At 37.6% G+C, this 19,382-nt stretch carries 15 protein-coding genes and 1 pseudogene; 8 read left to right on the plus strand and 8 right to left on the minus strand.

Translation table 11 applies throughout. From position 1 onward, the window contains the following. Positions 1-319 precede the first annotated feature (319 nt). On the plus strand, positions 320-2,593 hold the full coding sequence (locus IPU53_RS02740; protein WP_207447344.1) for a helix-turn-helix domain-containing protein: 2,274 nt from the start codon (positions 320-322) through the stop codon (positions 2,591-2,593). A gap of 212 nt (positions 2,594-2,805) precedes the next feature. After that, complete coding sequence (locus IPU53_RS02745; protein WP_207447346.1) at positions 2,806-3,555, plus strand: SDR family NAD(P)-dependent oxidoreductase; 750 nt, start codon at positions 2,806-2,808, stop codon at positions 3,553-3,555. A 373-nt stretch (positions 3,556-3,928) separates the two neighbouring features. Here the strand turns inward: IPU53_RS02745 and IPU53_RS02750 are convergent. Beyond that, positions 3,929-4,483, minus strand: a pseudogene (locus tag IPU53_RS02750) (CPBP family intramembrane glutamic endopeptidase); the annotation flags it as partial. Positions 4,484-4,733: 250 nt separating this feature from the next. Here IPU53_RS02750 and IPU53_RS02755 point away from each other — a divergent pair. Further along, positions 4,734-6,326 carry an ABC-F family ATP-binding cassette domain-containing protein gene (locus tag IPU53_RS02755; RefSeq protein ID WP_207447355.1) on the plus strand — a complete coding sequence of 531 codons (1,593 nt, stop codon included), beginning with the start codon at positions 4,734-4,736 and terminating at the stop codon, positions 6,324-6,326. A 276-nt stretch (positions 6,327-6,602) separates the two neighbouring features. On the opposite strand, the gene IPU53_RS02760 is transcribed toward IPU53_RS02755, so the two are convergent. Together IPU53_RS02760 and IPU53_RS02765 are read right to left on the minus strand one after the other, a co-directional pair. Further along, positions 6,603-7,325, minus strand: coding sequence for a zf-HC2 domain-containing protein (locus IPU53_RS02760; protein ID WP_207447357.1), 723 nt, complete (start codon positions 7,323-7,325; stop codon positions 6,603-6,605). Continuing rightward, positions 7,315-7,899: an RNA polymerase sigma factor gene (locus tag IPU53_RS02765; protein ID WP_207447359.1), complete on the minus strand. Its 585-nt coding sequence runs from the start codon at positions 7,897-7,899 to the stop codon at positions 7,315-7,317. The genes IPU53_RS02760 and IPU53_RS02765 overlap by 11 nt, the downstream gene beginning before the upstream one ends. 320 nt (positions 7,900-8,219) lie before the next feature. Here IPU53_RS02765 and IPU53_RS02770 point away from each other — a divergent pair, with 320 nt between their 5' ends. The 3 genes from IPU53_RS02770 to IPU53_RS02780 are packed head-to-tail and all read left to right on the plus strand — an operon-like array spanning position 8,220 to position 11,369. Next, a complete protein-coding gene (locus tag IPU53_RS02770; RefSeq protein WP_207447361.1) occupies positions 8,220-9,380 on the plus strand; it encodes a COG1470 family protein in 1,161 nt (386 codons plus the stop codon). Next, positions 9,380-10,339 carry an ABC transporter ATP-binding protein gene (locus tag IPU53_RS02775; protein ID WP_207447515.1) on the plus strand — a complete coding sequence of 320 codons (960 nt, stop codon included), beginning with the start codon at positions 9,380-9,382 and terminating at the stop codon, positions 10,337-10,339. Before IPU53_RS02770 ends, IPU53_RS02775 begins: the two co-directional genes overlap by 1 nt. Further along, on the plus strand, positions 10,326-11,369 hold the full coding sequence (locus IPU53_RS02780; RefSeq protein WP_207447363.1) for an ABC transporter permease: 1,044 nt from the start codon (positions 10,326-10,328) through the stop codon (positions 11,367-11,369). The genes IPU53_RS02775 and IPU53_RS02780 overlap by 14 nt, the downstream gene beginning before the upstream one ends. A 315-nt stretch (positions 11,370-11,684) precedes the next feature. Here IPU53_RS02780 and IPU53_RS02785 read toward each other — a convergent pair whose 3' ends face one another. From IPU53_RS02785 to IPU53_RS02805, 5 genes are all read right to left on the minus strand, one after another. Next, positions 11,685-13,325 (minus strand): extracellular solute-binding protein, encoded by a 1,641-nt coding sequence (locus IPU53_RS02785; protein ID WP_207447372.1) that lies wholly within the window; start codon positions 13,323-13,325, stop codon positions 11,685-11,687. A 55-nt stretch (positions 13,326-13,380) separates the two neighbouring features. Then, positions 13,381-14,277, minus strand: a complete 897-nt coding sequence (locus tag IPU53_RS02790) for a carbohydrate ABC transporter permease (RefSeq protein WP_207447374.1) — start codon at positions 14,275-14,277, stop codon at positions 13,381-13,383. A gap of 25 nt (positions 14,278-14,302) precedes the next feature. Beyond that, entirely contained in the window at positions 14,303-15,259 is a 957-nt protein-coding gene (locus IPU53_RS02795; protein ID WP_207447376.1) for an ABC transporter permease, read from the minus strand. A gap of 386 nt (positions 15,260-15,645) precedes the next feature. Next, positions 15,646-16,959 (minus strand): 6-phospho-beta-glucosidase, encoded by a 1,314-nt coding sequence (locus IPU53_RS02800; RefSeq protein WP_207447377.1) that lies wholly within the window; start codon positions 16,957-16,959, stop codon positions 15,646-15,648. After that, positions 16,956-17,939, minus strand: a complete 984-nt coding sequence (locus IPU53_RS02805; RefSeq protein WP_207447378.1) for an N-acetylglucosamine kinase — start codon at positions 17,937-17,939, stop codon at positions 16,956-16,958. Before IPU53_RS02805 ends, IPU53_RS02800 begins: the two co-directional genes overlap by 4 nt. 155 nt (positions 17,940-18,094) lie before the next feature. Between IPU53_RS02805 and IPU53_RS02810 the strand changes: the two genes are divergently transcribed. Further along, the gene (locus IPU53_RS02810) at positions 18,095-18,856 is read left to right on the plus strand and encodes a GntR family transcriptional regulator (protein ID WP_207447379.1); all 762 of its coding nucleotides are present in this window, start codon (positions 18,095-18,097) and stop codon (positions 18,854-18,856) included. A 116-nt stretch (positions 18,857-18,972) separates the two neighbouring features. Continuing rightward, complete coding sequence (locus IPU53_RS02815; RefSeq protein WP_207447380.1) at positions 18,973-19,314, plus strand: DUF1811 family protein; 342 nt, start codon at positions 18,973-18,975, stop codon at positions 19,312-19,314. Positions 19,315-19,382: the final 68 nt, after the last annotated feature.

The raw sequence follows: 19,382 nt of genomic DNA on the forward strand, positions 1-19,382 counted from the left end.
TAGTTTAGAATTTAGCATGTGCTCCATTATTTTGTATATATGTCGCTTTTCATTCACTATGTAAAATATGATCTAGCCACTATTGTAGCTACTGTTAAGACATTGGCTACATTGTATTTTTACAAATAGTGGGTTACTATTTATTTAGAATTAACTATTAGATTTATGGACGATCTTCTAAATATGAAACTATCTTTGCAAACGCTTACTATAGGATTTCGCAAATGTTTGCAATACATACTAATCGGCAAATAGAGAATTCATACTGTAATCATAATAATAATGAATCTAGGAAACTAGATAAGAAATGAGGGATCATATGTTTAGAAATACAAAACTTTTTTACAAATATTTCTTGTCTTATCTGATTATATTCCTGATCCCTTATATCACGATTAGCATCATTTTATATAACATGTCTGTTTCAGATCTCCGTGATGAAATTATTAGGACGAATACGATAACTTTAGAACAAGTGAGAGAACTTACGGATTCGAGAATAAATGAATTGGAGAATATAGCACAAAGGATTTCTGTAGATAGTCATTTGACTCCATATCTGCTGAAAAATCCATCTAATCAAATACAGGCAATTGAGCAATTAGTATCCTATAAAGTGAATAGCTCCATTATTGATCAGTTATATTTGTATTACGATGGTGAAAAAACCATATATTCATCACAGGGCACAAGCTCTGTTGATAATTTCACAAATAATATTATTCATCTAGATGGATCAGATTTCTCCACTACGAGTATGCTAGAAGATATAGATCTAGATATGAAGCCTTTCATTGCACCAATGGAATTTCGCTCATACAACCAATCCGAACATTTTATCTCATATATTTATCCTGTCTCGCCGTATAACCCGTATTCTTACGGAACGGTCATCTTCCTAGTAACTGAAGATACACTCACAAAATTAATTGAGAATGTACTAGGTGACTTCAATGGAAATATTTATATTTTTAATGACAAGGATAAGCTTCTTGCCTCAAGTAGTAATGGCATTGAGCTCGATATCAATCAGGTAAAAGATTTAGCCTTGGACAAGGCGGGGGTAACAGATGGTAGATTGAATAATGAAAGCTTTTCTTTAGTCACAGTCCAATCAGAGGTAAGTCATTGGACTTTTGTGACAGCGATGCCTACTGATCAATTTTACGATAAAATGTCTAATCTAAAATCATCCCTGCTTCTAATCTTGTCTATCATTGCATTATTTGGCTTAGCAACAAGCATATGGATGTCGCTTAGACAATATCAACCTATTCATAGACTTACTCATTTTATAAAAAATAAACAATTTGAATTCTATCCTAATAAAAACAAAAATATTATAGATAATATACGTGAGACCATCGAAACATTTTACGATGATAGTGAACAATTACAAAAAAAGATTGAAGTCCATCAACCTTTTATTAGAGATCACTTCTTATTAAAGCTATTAAGAGGCGGAGCAACGATTCTCGAGGATATGAAGGATCAGGATTTGTTGAATGAGTCGAAGATTACGTTTAAAGGAAGCAGCTTTTTTGTTATAGTTGTTTCTTTCAAAGAGAACGAATTTGAACAAGCTTCTCTTAAAACCAAGGAAGAAATCCTGCATTCATTGAGTGTTTTATCCACCAAAGATAGTATTGGGTATGGTGTAGAATTAACTCACGATCAAGCAGTTGGATTCATTATTAATATGAAGGATAAACTAGATTCTCCATTTGAAAGTAGACGCACATTCGTAAATACATTAATTCTTCAATTGCAGGACTTCAACCAGCTTATTTCTGGAATAGGTGTCGGAAAAATTTATACTGGAATCGATAAAGTAAACCGTTCATATATCGAATCCACAACGGCATTAGAATTTAATCGTCTAAACTACAATGGCGAAGCATTTTACTTTGAGGACATTGTAACCCATCATCAAGATAAAGAGATTTGGTACCCTGTAAACAACCAGAATCAAGCAAAATTCATTCACAGTTTAAAACAAGGCGATCAAATCGTTGCGAAAGAGACAGTCAATATCATTTTAAGCGACTTAAAAAAGAGCGATATTTCAATTCATATTTTTAAATGTATATGTTTCGATATTATTAATTCTGTCTTAAAGTGTATGGCGGAAACTGGTCCTACTCCGTCGGTAGATGATGTTAAATCTCTAGTTGAATTTCAATCAGTAGAGGACCTCGAAAAGGTCATCCATAGCTTAATCGTAAAAACCTGTAGGGAAATCCAAAATAGAAAAGAAAGTAGTAATATTATTTTGCGTGATCGTATTTTGCTATATATTGAAAAACATTATAAATCCTATGATATAAGCCTTGAGAGTATGGCTGAAAAATTCCAGCTAACCACTTCCTATCTAAGTAGATTTATCAGAGAGCAAACAGGTGAAACCTTTACTCAATATCTCTGGAATTTAAGGGTTAACGAGTGTAAAAGGCAATTGTTAGAAACAGACCTTCCAATCAAAGACATTGTGATTGATATTGGATATATAGACACTGCTAACTTCACAAGGAAATTCAAAAAAGAAGAGGGATTAACACCAGGCCAGTATAGAAAATCTCATTCTCCTGACTAAATTCATGCTCATTACGCGTTTGTCATTTTTCATTTTGTGGTAATGTGATGATAAGGGTACTAGATTCCGAATAATTTCGGTGCCTAGTGCCCTTTGAAATTGTACACCTATTTTATTTATCATATCTGAAACTTGAGTACTACAGGATAAAATTGGTACAATAGAACCAGGGACATTTGATACACATAACTAGATAACTGGAGGGATTTTTTATGACAAATCGTTTTAGTGGAAAAACCGTCATTGTTACTGGTGGGGCAAGCGGAATTGGCGAAGCTGCCGTTATTGAATTTGCTAAAGAAGGGGCAAAGGTTGTGATTTCAGATATGTCCGGTCACGGACAAGAGTTGTCTGACAAATTAAACCAAGATGGATATGAAACCTCCTTCACGAAAGTCGATGTTACAGCTGAAGATGAAGTAAAAGGTCTTGTTGATGATACCGTGAAAAAATACGGTAGCCTCGACGTGATGTTCGCCAATGCAGGAATTGGTGGCATGACACTTGTACACGAAACTGATTTTGCAGAGTGGAAAAAAATTATTGATGTCAACCTACACGGAGTATTCCTGTGTAATAAATATGCCATTGCACAAATGCTAAAACAAGAAAATGGTGGAGCCATTGTCAACAACGATTCCATTCATGGAGTTGTTGGAAAACTAGGTGTCGGTGCATACAGTGCTGCTAAAGGCGGAGTCAAATTATTGACTCAAACGGAAAGTGCCGAATATTCATCTAAGGGGATCCGGATTAACAATGTGAACCCAGGTTATATTGATACACCATTACTTGCCAATCTACCAGAAGAAGCAAAACAGGAACTTATCAATCTTCATCCAATTGGCCGGTTAGGGAAAGCGGAAGAAGTCGCAAAAGCCGTTCTCTTCCTCGCAAGTGATGATGCTTCCTTCATTACAGGAGCAAGTTTATTGGTAGACGGTGGCTATACAGCAGTATAAAAGGGTGTAAGAAAAGCGCAAGCGCCCGTTTAGCGACGTACAAACTTTTTAGGGGCCTGACGAGATAAAGGAAACACAGTGAGCCTGATAAGGCGAGCTGATGTTGACTTATCGTAGGAAGGCACCGAAAGTTTGCTAGTCGCTGGGCGCTGGAGCTGGATCAAGCACTAGCCAAAATTTTATACTTTCTTATCTTGTAAGAAAAGCGCAAGGCGCCCGCCTATCGGCGACAAGCAAATGTTCTGAGACAAAGAAAGGCGTTCTTTGCCTTTCATTGTCTCAGGTTATTTGACCTCGAGCCGATGGCGCCTGGAACTGGATCAAGCACTAACCAAAATTTATACTTTCCTATACTGTTAAAAAGGATCTAACGTTATTTCGTTAGATCCTTTTTGGTATATGCATCTTGAATGTTAGTTGATTTCTTTCCATACAATACTTTTTTTGGATTGATCACGGTCATAAAAACCGCTGCGACCAAATAGGAGATGGCACTATACATGATTAAATCGATTAAGTTTCCATTTATTAAGCCAATAAAAAAATTAAAAAATTGGTGGATGATGATTGGGATGATTAAATTCTGATTTAGGTTATAAAATGCTGTCATAACGATTTTAGTAGATATAAGAGCGATCATAAAGAAGAGTATATATTTAATTAAATCAATGCCCACAAATCCTGTAGTAAACCATATGGGTAGATGACAAAGTCCCCACCAAAATCCAATAATAATCGAAGCTTTTAATGGGGAATACTTCTTCTGAAGCTCAATTTGGGCGAAACCTCGCCAGCCTATTTCTTCTCCTAGTGGCCCTGCCAGAAGGTTTTTAAAAAAGAAATAAATTAGCATTCCCCACGAAGAAATAGTAAAAATTGAGTCTACTTCACTATTTCGAGATACGAGAAACAAAATCAGTAAAAATATGGAGACACATACTGGCTTTTAAAAAACAAAAGGAAAATCCGAATGTTCTATTCCTAATTCACTTCATTAAAGACATGTTCTTATTCAAAGAAGTTCCCTAAGACACTTTAAGGACTTTCCCAATATTCCCGAATATTTTAAAATCTCGCCCAACCTAATTACAGTGAATCAACATCAAGATCATTGACTTACTTAGTTAAATCGAATAAGCTTGCTGTGATAATCATTTCTTTGGAGGAATTATGCATATATGCTGACTGTTCATAATGTAAGTTTACAATATGGGGATCGAAAATTATTTGAGGATGTCAATATTAAATTCACCCCAGGTAATTGCTATGGGTTAATTGGTGCGAACGGAGCTGGCAAATCGACGTTTCTTAAGATTCTCTCTGGTGACATTGAGCCGCAAACTGGGAATGTCAGTCTCGGTCCAAACGAACGCCTTACCGTTTTAAAACAAAACCATTTCGAATATGAAGAATTTGAAGTGCTTCAGCTTGTGATCATGGGGCATGAACGACTCTATCAAATCATGAAAGAAAAAGACGCCATTTATATGAAACCGGATTTCACAGATGAAGACGGTATTAAAGCTGCCGAACTTGAAGGTGAATTTGCAGAATTAAATGGATGGGAAGCGGAATCTAGTGCTGCGATTCTTTTAAAAGGTCTTGGAATCGATGAAGAACTCCATTCCAAGAAAATGGTTGAGCTTACCGGCAGTCAAAAGGTGAAGGTGCTGCTCGCACAAGCTCTATTTGGAAATCCTGATATCCTGCTTCTTGACGAGCCGACGAACCACCTTGATCTAAAAGCGATTCAGTGGCTAGAGGAATTTCTCATGAATTTTGAAAATACGGTTATCGTTGTTTCTCATGATCGTCATTTTCTAAATAGAGTTTGTACCCACATTGCTGATCTTGATTTTGGTAAAATTGAAATTTACGTTGGTAATTATGACTTCTGGTATGAATCTAGTCAACTCGCAACAAAATTGGCTCAAGACCGCAATGCAAAAAAGGAAGCTCAAGTCGAAGAATTGAAGAAATTTATTGCCCGATTTAGCGCGAATGCGGCGAAATCAAAACAAGCAACATCCCGTAAGAAATTATTGGAAAAAATTACACCTGAAGATATTAAACCTTCGTCCCGCCGCTATCCTTATATTGCTTTTACACAAGGACGTGAAATCGGGAATGATCTGTTAACCGTGAAGGACTTATCTAAAACTATTGATGGTGTTAAAGTGCTTGATCGTGTGAGCTTTACTATGAATAAGGATGATAAAATTGCGCTTGTAGGTAAAAACGAAATCGCAAAAACAACCTTATTTAAAATCTTGATGGGTGAAATGGAACCTGATGAAGGGGAATTCAAATGGGGTGTGACAACCTCACAATCCTACTTTCCAAAGGATAATGCGGAATATTTTGAAGGTAGTCAACTTCCTCTTGTCGATTGGCTGCGTCAATATTCACCAAACGATCAGACGGAAAGCTTTTTAAGAGGATTTCTTGGAAGAATGCTCTTCTCAGGCGAAGAAGCACTAAAAAAGGCCAATGTTCTTTCAGGAGGAGAAAAGGTTCGTTGCATGCTTTCGAAAATGATGCTTACAGAGGCCAATGTCCTTCTACTTGATGAGCCAACGAACCACCTTGATTTAGAGTCGATCACAGCGTTAAATAATGGGTTAATTAAATTTAAAGGCTCGATTATTTTTGCTTCCCACGACTACCAATTTATACAGTCGATTGCAAACCGCATTATCGAAATTACACCGAATGGTTTGATCGATAAACAAATGGCGTACAATGAATATCTTGAAGGTGAGAAATTATAAAAACAAGTTGCTGAAATGTACGCTTAATCAAACTTGCCAGAAACTAAATTGTGTTAGTTCCTGGCATTTGTTTTAGCGAAAAATTGGAGCTCCCCCCATAAGTTATTGCATTATGGTGAAATTTGTTGCATTACTTTTGTCCCAGCCTCTTTTTTTGTCAAGCTTCGGACTACCACTTGTTGTTCATTTCTAATAATTGAAGATCAACAACAAGCCTTTTCATTCGTAATTCCCAACTATAGTGTAACAACTGTGGTCTTACTTAAAGATTATTATTCAGTATTTCACTTCAACGATAAATGTATCAGGACCCGTCTGGACATGACTGCCACCCTTAGGCTCGATACTTGCTTTAATTCGCTTCAAGTGGCTGAAGTCCTTCCCTTGAATTAGAACTCGGGTTGATCCCTCCTCAATCGGAATGATTTCATGTTGAATATCATCATTATTATAAAGAACCCACAGCTGGTAGTCATAGTTATTGAGTGATTGTAACCCATGTACTTCTAAAAACATTTGGTCTGTCATTTGATTAATCCATACGTTTCCCATTACCTCTTCCTCGTTTGACACCGGAATAATACTTAATTGTTGGGTATCAGGTTTTTCCCGGAAATCTTGGATATTCCCTTCATGATAACGGGCAATTTGAAAGGAATTTTGCTCCGTATTATCTTGATTATAATAAATTAAACCTACAAATAGGCAAACCATTACAGCTAAGGAGGCTATAGAGAAAACCCTTTTGCCTGATATTGACTTCTCTTTTCGTTTTTGTTTCGCTTCAAAGCTTTCCCATATCTGTTCCTTCAATTTAGGAGAAGGAAAATAAGGTTGTTCTTTCTCTGTAAGAAGGAGATTTTGCCAATGATTGAACGCTTGTTGACAGTTTTTACATTCTTCTAAATGCGCGCTTACTTCCAATTCCTCATTAGAAGGTAAATCACCCAATACATAATCAATGATTTTCTGCTCAGATATTGAATGCTTACATACCATTGTTCTTTTCACCCCCACCTGATTGGACCCAGTTGAGTAAGGATTTCTGTTTTCGCAGATTATGTAAACCGTAGCGAATAAGTGACTTGATGGATCCTAATGGTTTATTCATGGTGCTCGCTATTTCCCTGTGCGTTTCCCCCTGAAAATAAGAGCGAATAATAGCTTCTCGTTGCTCGTTTGGAATAGCCCTTAGCGCCTCGATAATAATCGACTGCTCTAAATGTGCAAGAAAGGTAACATCTGCACTTTTTTCCTCTCCACTCAATAATTCTTCTAGTCTATTGGTTAATAGTGCTTTCTTTTTGCGCAAGCGATCTAATGATCGGCTTTTTGTTTTCACCGCCAGCCACGCTCTGACACTGCCTTTTACCGGATCATATTGATCCGCCTTCTGCAATACTTCCAGAAAGATGTCATGACATAGATCCTCGGTTTCTCCATGATCCTTCGTATACTGGAAGGCAATGTTGTAAACAAAATGAATATATTTTTCATAAAAAATGTCAAAGGAATGACGAGAACCTTGAGAGATACTTTGAAGTAAATGGATACTTTCTCGATTTTCATCCATGGTATACCCCCCTTAATAACGCTCTTAATAAAGGCTATTCAAAGAATTCAATAAAAAGGATACTTCGAAATAAAGGAACTTCGACTAAGTACCCACACGCCTATGGACAACATGAAAGTCAGTACAACACGCTCCAAGTCTACTCCTTGATTGTACTAATGTCCGGACGTTTGCGATTGACATCAGTGCTTTTATCCGCCTTGGTCCTTTTTGAACATCGATCTTAATAATATTTTACATTTTTTTTCGTTTTAGACAAATCCAAAATGAAATGGGCTGCGTATCCAATATGAATACTAAAAAAGCAGGGGGAATTTATCATGCTCAAAAGAAGGTTCTTTTCATTGTTCGTCATTGCCATTATTGTAGTTGGGTCACTTTTCCAAATGGATCGGGCCTTTGCCATGGACAACATCTCTTTATTTTCAGCTTATACAGGGGTAACGGCCTCACCAGGTGAAAAGATGAATTATGATGTAGATGTCATCAATAATGGCTCATCCATTCAAACAATGTCTTTTTCGATGGAAGGATTGCCAAAAGGATGGGATTATTCCATTAGTTCGAATGGAACAAATATACAAGAGCTATCGGTAAAGGCTGACAGTGAAACACCGATAACAGTGGAAATCTCCGTTCCACTTGATGCCGATAAAGGCGATCATGAATTTCAACTAGTCGCAACAGATGAAAACAGTAAATCCTCTGTGCCATTGTCTATCTCTGTTAAGGAACAAGGTTCTCTTAAAACAGAATTAACAACAGATCAAGCAAATATGGAAGGACATGCAGACTCAACCTTCTCTTACACAGTCTCGTTAAACAATAAGACAACAGAAACGCAGAATTATGCTTTAAGCAGTACCGCTGATGATAGTTGGCAAGTTCGTTTTGTATCAGACTCAAATTCTGTCACATCTATTTCATTAGAACCTAACACTTCAGCAGACATAACGGTTGAAGCCACCCCTCCTCAAAATGTAGAAGCAGGCACTTATGATATTCCTATTACGGCAACGACCAATGATTCAACCTCAGAATTAAAGTTAGAAGCGGTTGTAACAGGTTCGTATGATATTGAAATTAGCACGAAATCAGAAGTGTTAAGTGATACGATAAACGCCGGTAGTGACAAAACCGTTGAACTCGTGGTCAAAAATACAGGGACTTCTCCATTAACAGACATCGAACTCACAGCTGAGACACCATCCAACTGGGAGACAAATTTCGAAGAATCCACTATTGCTGAACTGGAGCCAGGTAAATCGAAGACCATCAAAGTAAAGGTATCAGCACCAAAAGATGCTATTGCTGGAGATTATGTCACGACCTTTACGGCAACCACTGATCAAGCAAGTGCTGATGCTACCTTTAGAATGTCGGTTGAAACTTCTACCTTATGGGGAATTGTCGCTATCCTTATTATCGCAGCAGTAATTGGTGGCCTTTATTTAATCATTAGAAAATATGGGAGGAGATAATAGTGACAGAAGCGATCATTGAGCTAGATCAGATTACCAAAAGCTATCATAATCATGATGCCGTTGATCATTTATCTCTTTCTATTTATAAAGGGGAAGTTTTCGGCTTACTAGGGCCTAATGGAGCTGGAAAAACGACGAGTATTTTAATGTTGCTTGGTTTAACGGAACCGACCTCTGGTCGTGTTGAAGTAGCCGGTATAAATTCAACAAAACATCCAATTGAGGTGAAAAAGAAAGTCGGTTATTTACCAGATAATGTTGGTTTTTACACTCATATGACGGGGATGGATAATTTGTTATTTACAGCAAGATTAAATGGCATTCCGAAAGCAGAGGCAAGGGAAAGAGCCACACAACTGCTAAAGAAAGTGGGTCTCTCGGATGCAGCAGCTAAAAAAGCTGGGGAATATTCAAGAGGGATGAAGCAAAGACTTGGTCTTGCGGATGTACTGATTAAAAATCCGGAGATCATTATACTAGATGAACCGACTTTAGGGATTGATCCTGAGGGGGTACGCGATTTTCTACAATTAATTCAGGAGTTAAATAAAAAGGAAAACATGACGGTGCTCTTATCTTCTCATCATCTCCACCAGGTTCAACAAGTATGTGATCGTGTCGGTATTTTTGTAGACGGGAAATTGCTTGCCCAAGGGGATTTAGCAGCATTAAATCGTCAGCTCTTTATTGAAGATTCGATTGTGATTGAAGTGACTGCTTCACCATTCGATGACAACCTTGTCGCAAACCTTCAGGAAGTAAGGGGCGTCACCAAGTTAGAAAAGGTCCAAGACAATCGGTTCGATATTCATTGCCAGGAGGACATATCTCCCTTACTAAGTAGAATGATCATTGAATCAGGCTCAGATCTTTATCAATTAAATCGAAAAAATTTTGGATTGGATGAAATCTACCATCGTTATTTTGAAGGACGTGAAGTAAATGAGCCTAACTAATATCCAAAAAACGATTGGAAAATTTACCGAAAAAAATAAATCGAAGCCTAAAGGAGAAAGAGATACTGTAAGTAATAATATATTCTGGGGATTTGTTGGAAAGGAATTTACAGATTATCTTTCAAGCTGGAGAATTATTATTCTCTTAGGGATTATCTTGTTAACATGTATCGGTTCTCTATATACGGCGGTGTCTACAATTTCAGAAGCCTTAGAATCTTATGAGGATGCTAGTCAAATTGGTCGAAACGCTTATTTATTCTTGCAAATCTTTACGGTTTCGGATGGAACGTTACCATCCTTTGTATCCTTTGTCAGTTTTCTCGGTCCTCTATTAGGGATTGCCCTTGGATTTGATGCAATTAATGGGGAAAGAAGCAGAGGAACATTAAGTAGATTAATGGCTCAACCGATCCCAAGAGACTATGTGATCAACGCAAAATTCACGGCTGCCTTGCTAATCAATATCATTCTCTTTTTCGCCTTAGGCTTGCTTGTAATGGCCTTCGGAATTCTAATGCTGGGCATTACACCCAGTTGGGATGAATTTTTAAGGGTCATGAGCTTTATTGTTTTGATTATTGTTTATATTGCCTTTTGGCTAAACCTATCGATTCTCTTTTCAGTTATTTTTAAGCAACAGGCAACATCTGCATTATCGAGTATTGCAATTTGGCTATTCTACAATGTGTTCTTCTCAATCGTGGTGAAACTGTTCACGAATTCATATTTAGGAAATGCCACAACACAAGGAGAATACGTATCACGCTATAATGCCATTCTAAATGTCTATCGCTTTTCGCCCAATTATTTATTCCAAGAAATGACGAGTGTATTACTATCTCCCACAACCAGGAGTATGAGTCTGATGACGATGGAACAAGTCTCTGGTTCCCTCGCCAGTCCCTTGAAGCTTCAGGCCAGCCTATTGCTAGTTTGGCCTCAAATCACCGGACTCATCGCAGCAACACTCATTTGTTTCGCGATCGGGTATATCGTCTTTACAAGACAGGAAATTAGAGCAAATTAGGGAGCAGACTGGATAATAGAAGTGGCCGGGACAAAAGTGTTTTCACCAAAGAGAAAACGAAAGATTATCGTGCGTATAACCCGCTCTGGAAATATACTTCGCTTTCCGCGGGCGAGTGGCAAGCCTCCTCAGGCTTCCTTCCGGGGTCTTGCCGAACTCTCACTTCCCGCAGGAGTCTACGCATATTTCCTCCGCTAAGGTAATGAATAGTTCGTCTTTGGAGTTTAACATTTTAGTTTTGTCCCAGCCTCTTTGTATAAAGGTAATAATCCACAAAGACTACCCCGATATTAAAGAAAATAGGATTCTTATAAGTTAGTTACCTGCCAATTTATCTTTATTTTCTTGCCATTTTTGTGTTTTAAATTCTAATAATTTATCATATCCTACAGCTTGGGCATCTTTTTCAGCTTGGTCAAGTATATTTATGACTTCTTGTTCACTTTTCGCATAAAGTGCCTTTGCTCTAGCTTCGTCATAAATTTCATTTATACGTTGTTCCGCCATCCCTTCTTCTGTTTCTGGAAGTGGAGATAGGTTAGAGAATTCAGTACCATTTCCTTGTGTTTCCCAGGTAATATTCATTTGGTATTTTGTTTCCCAGTTTTGTTGATCTTCTGGTAACGTCATTTCAAAGGCTGTTTTCGATTTATCGATATAAACAGTGTTACCAACCCATTGGAAAGCGTCCGTAGTATTCATTAGTTTGGAAAGATTTTCAACATCTGTTAAATATTTATCAGTAAATACTGGTGCTTCATCAATACCTTCAACAGCCTGTGTCCCTTCCCAGTATAGGCCTTCAGGTCCCCAGAAAATAGTACGTTGCCCTTCTGGACCTACCATCCAATCATAAAAAGCAAAGATTGCTTCAGGATCTTCAGCTGCTTTTGTAATGACATTTACGTTCCAGCCAAGTTGATTCCAAGTTCCTGGAGTGATGTTATCTTTATTCAATCCTTCTTTATGGATTGGCCAAATCATTTTAAGACCTGCCTCTGGGTCCTGAGCTACTAATTGCGTATGAGCCAAGCTTGCAGATTCAGTAGGACTGCTATCTGCGAATACCGCAAAATTCCCGGAAACTATCTTTTCTTTTACTTGTTCGGCGGTTTGAGACAAAGTATCTTGTGAGATTAATCGTTCACTAAAAAGCTTATTCATATAAACCATTGCTTCCCTAAATACAGGATCTGTAAATATAGATTCTAGTTTATCACCATTTGGTACAATGTGATTGCTCATGAATAGGTTTGGATGCTCTTCTCCAAATGCGGAATAAAGAACATCAAGTCCTCCACCTTGTCCTGCTTCAAACGGAACTACATCAGGATATTCTTCTTTGACTTGCTGCAAATAGGCATATAGTTCATCCGTTGTTTCCAAATTAGGTGAACCAAGCTCTTTATAAATTTTATCATTTACAACATAACCTGTATTACCATTTGGCTCTGTTGTATACCAGTTAGGAATACCATAAACATGTCCATCCTCTGCTCGCAGCATGTTAAGTGTAGACTCTCCAACCCATTCCTTAATGTTTGGATATTTCTCAATATACTCATCAAGTGGAACTAACATATCTGCTTCACGAAGTCTATCTAAGTCCGCGTTACGATCTAACATTATAACATCCGGGAGGTCATTACCAACAATCATCGTATTGAATTTTTGGGCAGCATTTCCACCAGAACTAATAGGCTTTACATTGACTTTTTTGTTTTCCTTAATCCACTCTGTGGCAGCGTCTTCGCCCCATGGTGGCATTGTGTACCAATCATAATGACCATACATGGTGTATTCTAGTTCTCCTTCACCCAGAACAAAGCCTTCCCCCTCACTACCGGAGTCTTTTGATCCTCCACCAGCACTGTCCTTTGAGCAGCCTGATAATATACTAAAAACCATAAGTAGAGCAACTAAAGACAAAGATAAAAATTTCGACTTGTTTCTCATTTCTTTTCCCCCTTGTAATTTTTTTATTTAAAACTTGCGTCTTAAACCAATTTGATTACCCTTTCAAAGATCCAACCAATACTCCTTTAACGAAATACTTTTGTACAAATGGATATACACAGATAATTGGTATTGTTGCAACCATCATAGTTGCCATTGAAAGGGACTTTGTTGAGACTGATTTTAGTTTCTGCATATGCGCTGCAGCTGTTGAATCAGCCTGTGCCATTTGCTCCGTCATGATATTGGAGCTAAGAATTTGCTGTAACATCGTTTGAATTGGTAATAATTTTTGATCTGAGATATAGATGCTTGGAGAGAACCAATCATTCCAATGATAAACAGCCGTAAACAAGGATAATGTTGCGATAACCGGGCCAGATAGCGGAAGGACAATTCTGAAAAATGTACCCCAATATCCACATCCGTCAATTTTAGCCGATTCCTCCAGTCCTGCAGGCAAGGCTTGGAAGAAGGTTCGAAAGATGATCATATTCCAAACGCTAACAAGTCCTGGAATGATCATTACCCAAAATGTATTGAATAGTCCCAATCCCCTAATCAATAGAAAGGTAGGGATCAAGCCACCGCTGAAAAACATTGTGATGACACAAAAAATCATGTAGTAGTTCTTGCCGATCAATTCTTTCCTCGACATTCCATATGCGAAGATCGCGGTAAATAAAACGGCTGTGACTGTTCCAATTACAGTCCGAAAGATAGAGATAAAAAAACCATGAAGGATACGAGAGTCCTGGAATACGATAGCATAATTGTCCAAGGAAAATACCCTTGGCCAAAAGGTGACTCCACCTTTCATCGTATCAACGCCACTGTTAAAGGAGATAACCAACGCATTCCAGAACGGATAAAAAGTGATAAAGGCTAAGATTGTAAGTATGATATAGATGATAATCGACATAATTCGATCACCTGTTGTCATTTTTAACATGTAGAATACCCCTCTCCCCTTTTTCTCACCATAAACTACTTCCCGCCTTTCTTGACATGAAGTTTGCCATCGTGAGTAAGCCTACACTAATAATCGCTTTAAATAATCCAACTGCTGTGGCATAAGAAAATAGTGAGTGTTGAATACCTCTACGATAGACATATGTATCCAATACATCGGATACATCCCTCACGACAGGGTTGGAGCCTAAAAGAAGAATATCTTCAAATCCGGCATTTAATAAATCCCCTATTGCTAAAATCATAAAAATCAAGATGACTGGCAAAATCGAGGGAATGGTAATCAAATACATTTGCTTAAATCTGTTGGCACCATCAAGAGCAGCTGCTTCATAAAGTTGCTGGTCAACACCAGCAATGGCAGCCAAATAAACAATTGATCCAAAACCGATATCTTTCCACACATTCGTTGTGACTAGAATTGTCCAAAAATACTTCGGTATGCTTAGAAAACCGATTGGTTCATCGATCAAACCAATTTTTTCCATAACAATATTTAGACTCCCATTATCCGTAGACAATAGTGACATGACAAATCCTGATACAATGACCCAGGAGAGGAAGTGAGGTAGATAACTCACTGTCTGAACAACGCGTTTAAATACCATATTCCTGATTTCATTCAGCATTAAAGCGAGAATGATTGGCGCCGGAAATCCAATGAAGAATTTAAGGAAACTAATCACAAGTGTATTTCTCATTACTTGTGAAAACTCGGGTGCGGTAAAAAACATATTGAAATGTTTCCATCCAACCCAAGGACTGTCAGCAATTCCCTTAAAAATGTTGTAATCCTTGAAGGCCATTACAATTCCGTACATCGGAATATAACTAAAGATAAAGATGAAAATGATTGCAGGAATAACCATTAACTGAAGTTCCCATTGATTCATAAGATTAAAAAAGACTGATTTTCTTTTTGGCACAATCATGACATCTTTATTCACACCCACCTTTGCCATATAATATCCTCCGGTTCCTTCTATTTTTTTGCTTTCTCTCATTTGAAACTATTTAAACGGATAAAGTAATTGAACTTGAAAAGGTGTCAAAATAACTCGGTAAAAGTGACACTACGAATTTCTCCGTTTCCTTGTTTCTCCATTGCCCATGTAGCCAACATTTCATCTGCAATCCGCTACCTAAAAGCTCCCCCCTCGAGCTTTCAGTGTATAGGATTACTCTAGTTCCACTATTGCGCTTGATGTTTGCAACTTTATCCGGCTTGATCCTTTTTATTTATCATGGTACTTGTAAGTACTTGGGAATTTTAAATACATGATTTTTAAGAGTTGTAACGTTTTTATTCATCATGATGTTATAACAAATTTTTATAAGCGAATTCTTATTAATTAAAGTTTGGTAAATAATCTTTATTAGCTGCTAATATTTCATCTAATAACGGTTTAGCAGATTTTAATGATCCAACTAACGGGTGAATAACTAGTGCTTGTAAGGCCTTTTCATAATCCCCATGAACGGCAGCTTCTATGGTGAGCTCCTCATAAGCCTTCACTACTTGTAACAACCCTCTTATCTGGGGTGTGATGGGAGTAGTGATCTGCACAGGCGTCGCGCCTTCCGAATCAATTACACAATTGACCTCAACAGAAACATTATTGGGCAAGCAAGGAATCACGCCCTTGTTTTGCACATTTACAGTTTGTACGTCTTTCTTGCTGTTATAGATGGATGTGATTAATCTTACAGCGGCTTCAGAATAATAAGCGCCACCTCTCTTTTCCAATTGTTCTGGTTTATCACATAAATTTGGGTTTTTATAAAGCTCAAACAGCTCTTTTTCTACTCGTTTTACAACTTCAGCCCTAGTACCCTCTGTATTTACAGATTGAACTTGATCATTGTACATCTCTTCTTTTAAATAATAATATCGATGATACGCACATGGCAGCGCATTCAAAGAAAGCAGAAACTCTTTACTCCAATCAAAGCTTGGTATGTTTTTCATCGTCAACCCTTTAGAAGAGGCAGCCTTATTTAAAATATCCTTTGTAACATCAATGCTGTTAACAAGAATTTTGGTTGTCCAAATTAAATGGTTTATTCCTACCACTTCAATGTCTATCTGTGAAGGATCCACATTATAAATATCGGCTATTTGCATCTTTGTCCCAATTGGCAGGTTGCATAAACCAATTGTTTTTACGTTTGAATATTTGAGCGCAACCTCAGTCACAATACCTGCAGGGTTTGTAAAATTTAGCAAGAATGCATCTGGGGCCAATTCCTCAATTTCTTTACATATTTCTAAGATCACTGGAATTGTGCGTAAAGCTTTTGCAAATCCACCTGCACCAGTCGTTTCTTGACCAATCAAATTGTGCTTCATGGGAATTCTTTCATCTTTAGCTCGTGCATCCAATTGTCCCACTCTTATTTGTGTTATTATAAAATCCGCGTCTTTAATGGCACTCTTTCTATCAAACGTTAGGTACACATTAACCGGAACACCCGCCTTTTTTAACATCCTTTTGGCAAGCGCGCCAATAACTTCGAGTTTCTCTCTTCCCTCTTCAATATCTACTAAGTATAAATCATTGACTGGCAGCTCATCAAAGCGTTCAATAAATCCCTCTATTAACTCTGGTGTATATGAAGAGCCTCCGCCAATAACAGCTATTTTTAGATGTTCTTTTTTCAATCTTGATATCCCCCATATTGTATGAATTTTTCTTCCACCTCTAAAGTTGTCGGAATACCTAAACGGTCCATTCCTAATAAATTTGCTCCATACACAGGTTCCATTTTAGGAGTGATGAACTCGACCTCGTGAAACTCTTCTACAATGGTTTTTCTTAGCGCATTTAACAATGATGCACTTCTGCCTTTTTGTAAAACGCTTCCAATTAAAACAATTGGAATGGGCCTCCTTGTAAACTCTGCTAATCTTTTGATTACAGACTTAGCAGCCCTTCCTAGCTCGGTTCCCATCTTTTCAAGAATATGTATGGATAATTTATCACCTTCCTTTGCAGCCTCATGCAAAACAATCGTTAATCCATTAGAGACTGTATCTATTTGGTTATCTAAATAATAATCTATGAGCTCTTCCATCGAAGCAAATCCCAAAAACTTAGGGACTTTTTTGACAAGGCTTGAAGGTATTTCCCTTTGTTCCCATGATCGAATACTTGCTCGGAACGTTTCCAATGCAAGATGCGAGCCACCTGCCTCATCTCCAAACATATAACCAAATCCACCTGTCTGTACACTTGTACCATCACTCGTTCTTCCAGCTGCATTTGTCCCAGTTCCACAGACTAAGGCAACCCCTTCATTATCCCGACTGCCTGTCCTTAAACCAATCATTGTATCACAGACTAAATCCCAACTTTTTAGGGGTATTCGTTTTAAAGCAGGCTCAATAATTTGAAAGTCTATAGGGCGATCCGCTCCTGCAAGTCCATACTGAGTAAAATCAATTTCATGATAGTCTAAGCCGCCATCCTTTAAGGCAAGATCAATAGCTTCCTTAATGTTCAAGTATGCTCGCTCCATACCAATCGTTTGATGATTTGCCTCTCCCGATAAACCGCTTCCAATTTTCCTCCCGTTATGGTCAGTAATAACCGCATAAGTTTTTGTACCGCCCGCATCCACCCCCATAATATAACGATACATAAATGCACCACCTTTTTTATTCAATTATAATACTAGTAAAATTAAACCTTTTGTTACATATTCTATTAAGTTGTTACAACAATAACAATATGGTATCATTGTTATAACAACTAGTCAATCGATTCTTTTAAAAACAGAGAGAGGTAATCTAAATAATGAATAGAGATAAAAATAACAATAAATCTGGTGTAGCGCTGTATTCCTTGGTTAAAGATGAGATTATTGAATTAATAAAGTCGAAAAAGTATGTTGCTGGTGATCAATTACCAACAGAGAATGAATTTTGTAAAATGTTTGATGTAAGCAGAACGACAACAAGAATAGCACTACAACAACTTGAACTAGAAGGTAGAATTTACCGTGCACAAGGAAAAGGTACCTTTGTCTCAGAATCCAAGGTTAAACAATCTCTTTCCAGCACTGATAAAGGCTTTACACAGCAAATGTTAGCTCAAGGGGTTCGTCCAAAAATAAAAGTGGTTAGCTCACAAGTTGTGCCCGCAACTGAAATATTAGCTACAAACCTATACCTTAAAGTTAATGATGCTATTAATAAACTTGTACGAATCCGCTATGCAAATGATGAACCTATTCAATACGAAGTTGCTTATATCCCTTGGGGGATCGCACCAGGATTAGTTGATGACGATTGCCAAGGCTCTCTTTATCATTTATTACAATCAAAATATGATGTCAATATTCTAAGAACGGTTGAAACAATCGACCCCATTCTTGCAGACGATTATATTTCGTCTACTCTACAGGTTCAATTAGGTGCTCCCTGCTTATCCATTGAAACAACGGCATATACTGATAATGATATACCCGTCGAATATTCTTATGCTGTTTTCAGAGGTGACCGTTCGAACTTCACTGTTGAACGAAACTACAAAGATATAAAGCGAGAGAAAAACTAAGTATCTTACTAGGTTCTATTAGTGGACATACCACTACATTGCGTTCCCCCCCGTGCTATGGCATGATAAGTTTATCTGCAACAGTGACCTGAGCAACTTATGAGAGGGGTAAAACAGTGGCACATCGATATAAGACCTATTCCCTTGATCAATTACAAGAAGAAGTTGACATTCTAAAGGGGAAATTAGAACAAGCTCAGTTGGAAGACAGAACGAATCATATTCTAGTCTATACACGAAAAATAGAAGTTGTCCGTTCCTTCATGTTAGACTCAAATTATTTTCAAGTTGGGGACATATTCGAGATCATCGATGAACCAGGTTATCTATTTGAAATTATTGAAGTCAGTGGGGTAACAGCTTGGGGATACAAAATCGATAAAGAAACAAAGAAGAAGGATGAAGAACAACGCGGCAAGTTGCTAGCCCAATTAGGCAAGACAAGCGAACACCCCTGAACGCATTTTCTTCGCTTTTATGCATAAAGAAACAAATACAGGGTAAATAGAAAAATAGAACAAATTTT

Origin of the sequence: Bacillus sp. SD088 (genome assembly GCF_017355205.1) — a bacterium.
Taxonomy (GTDB): domain Bacteria; phylum Bacillota; class Bacilli; order Bacillales; family Bacillaceae_C; genus Lederbergia.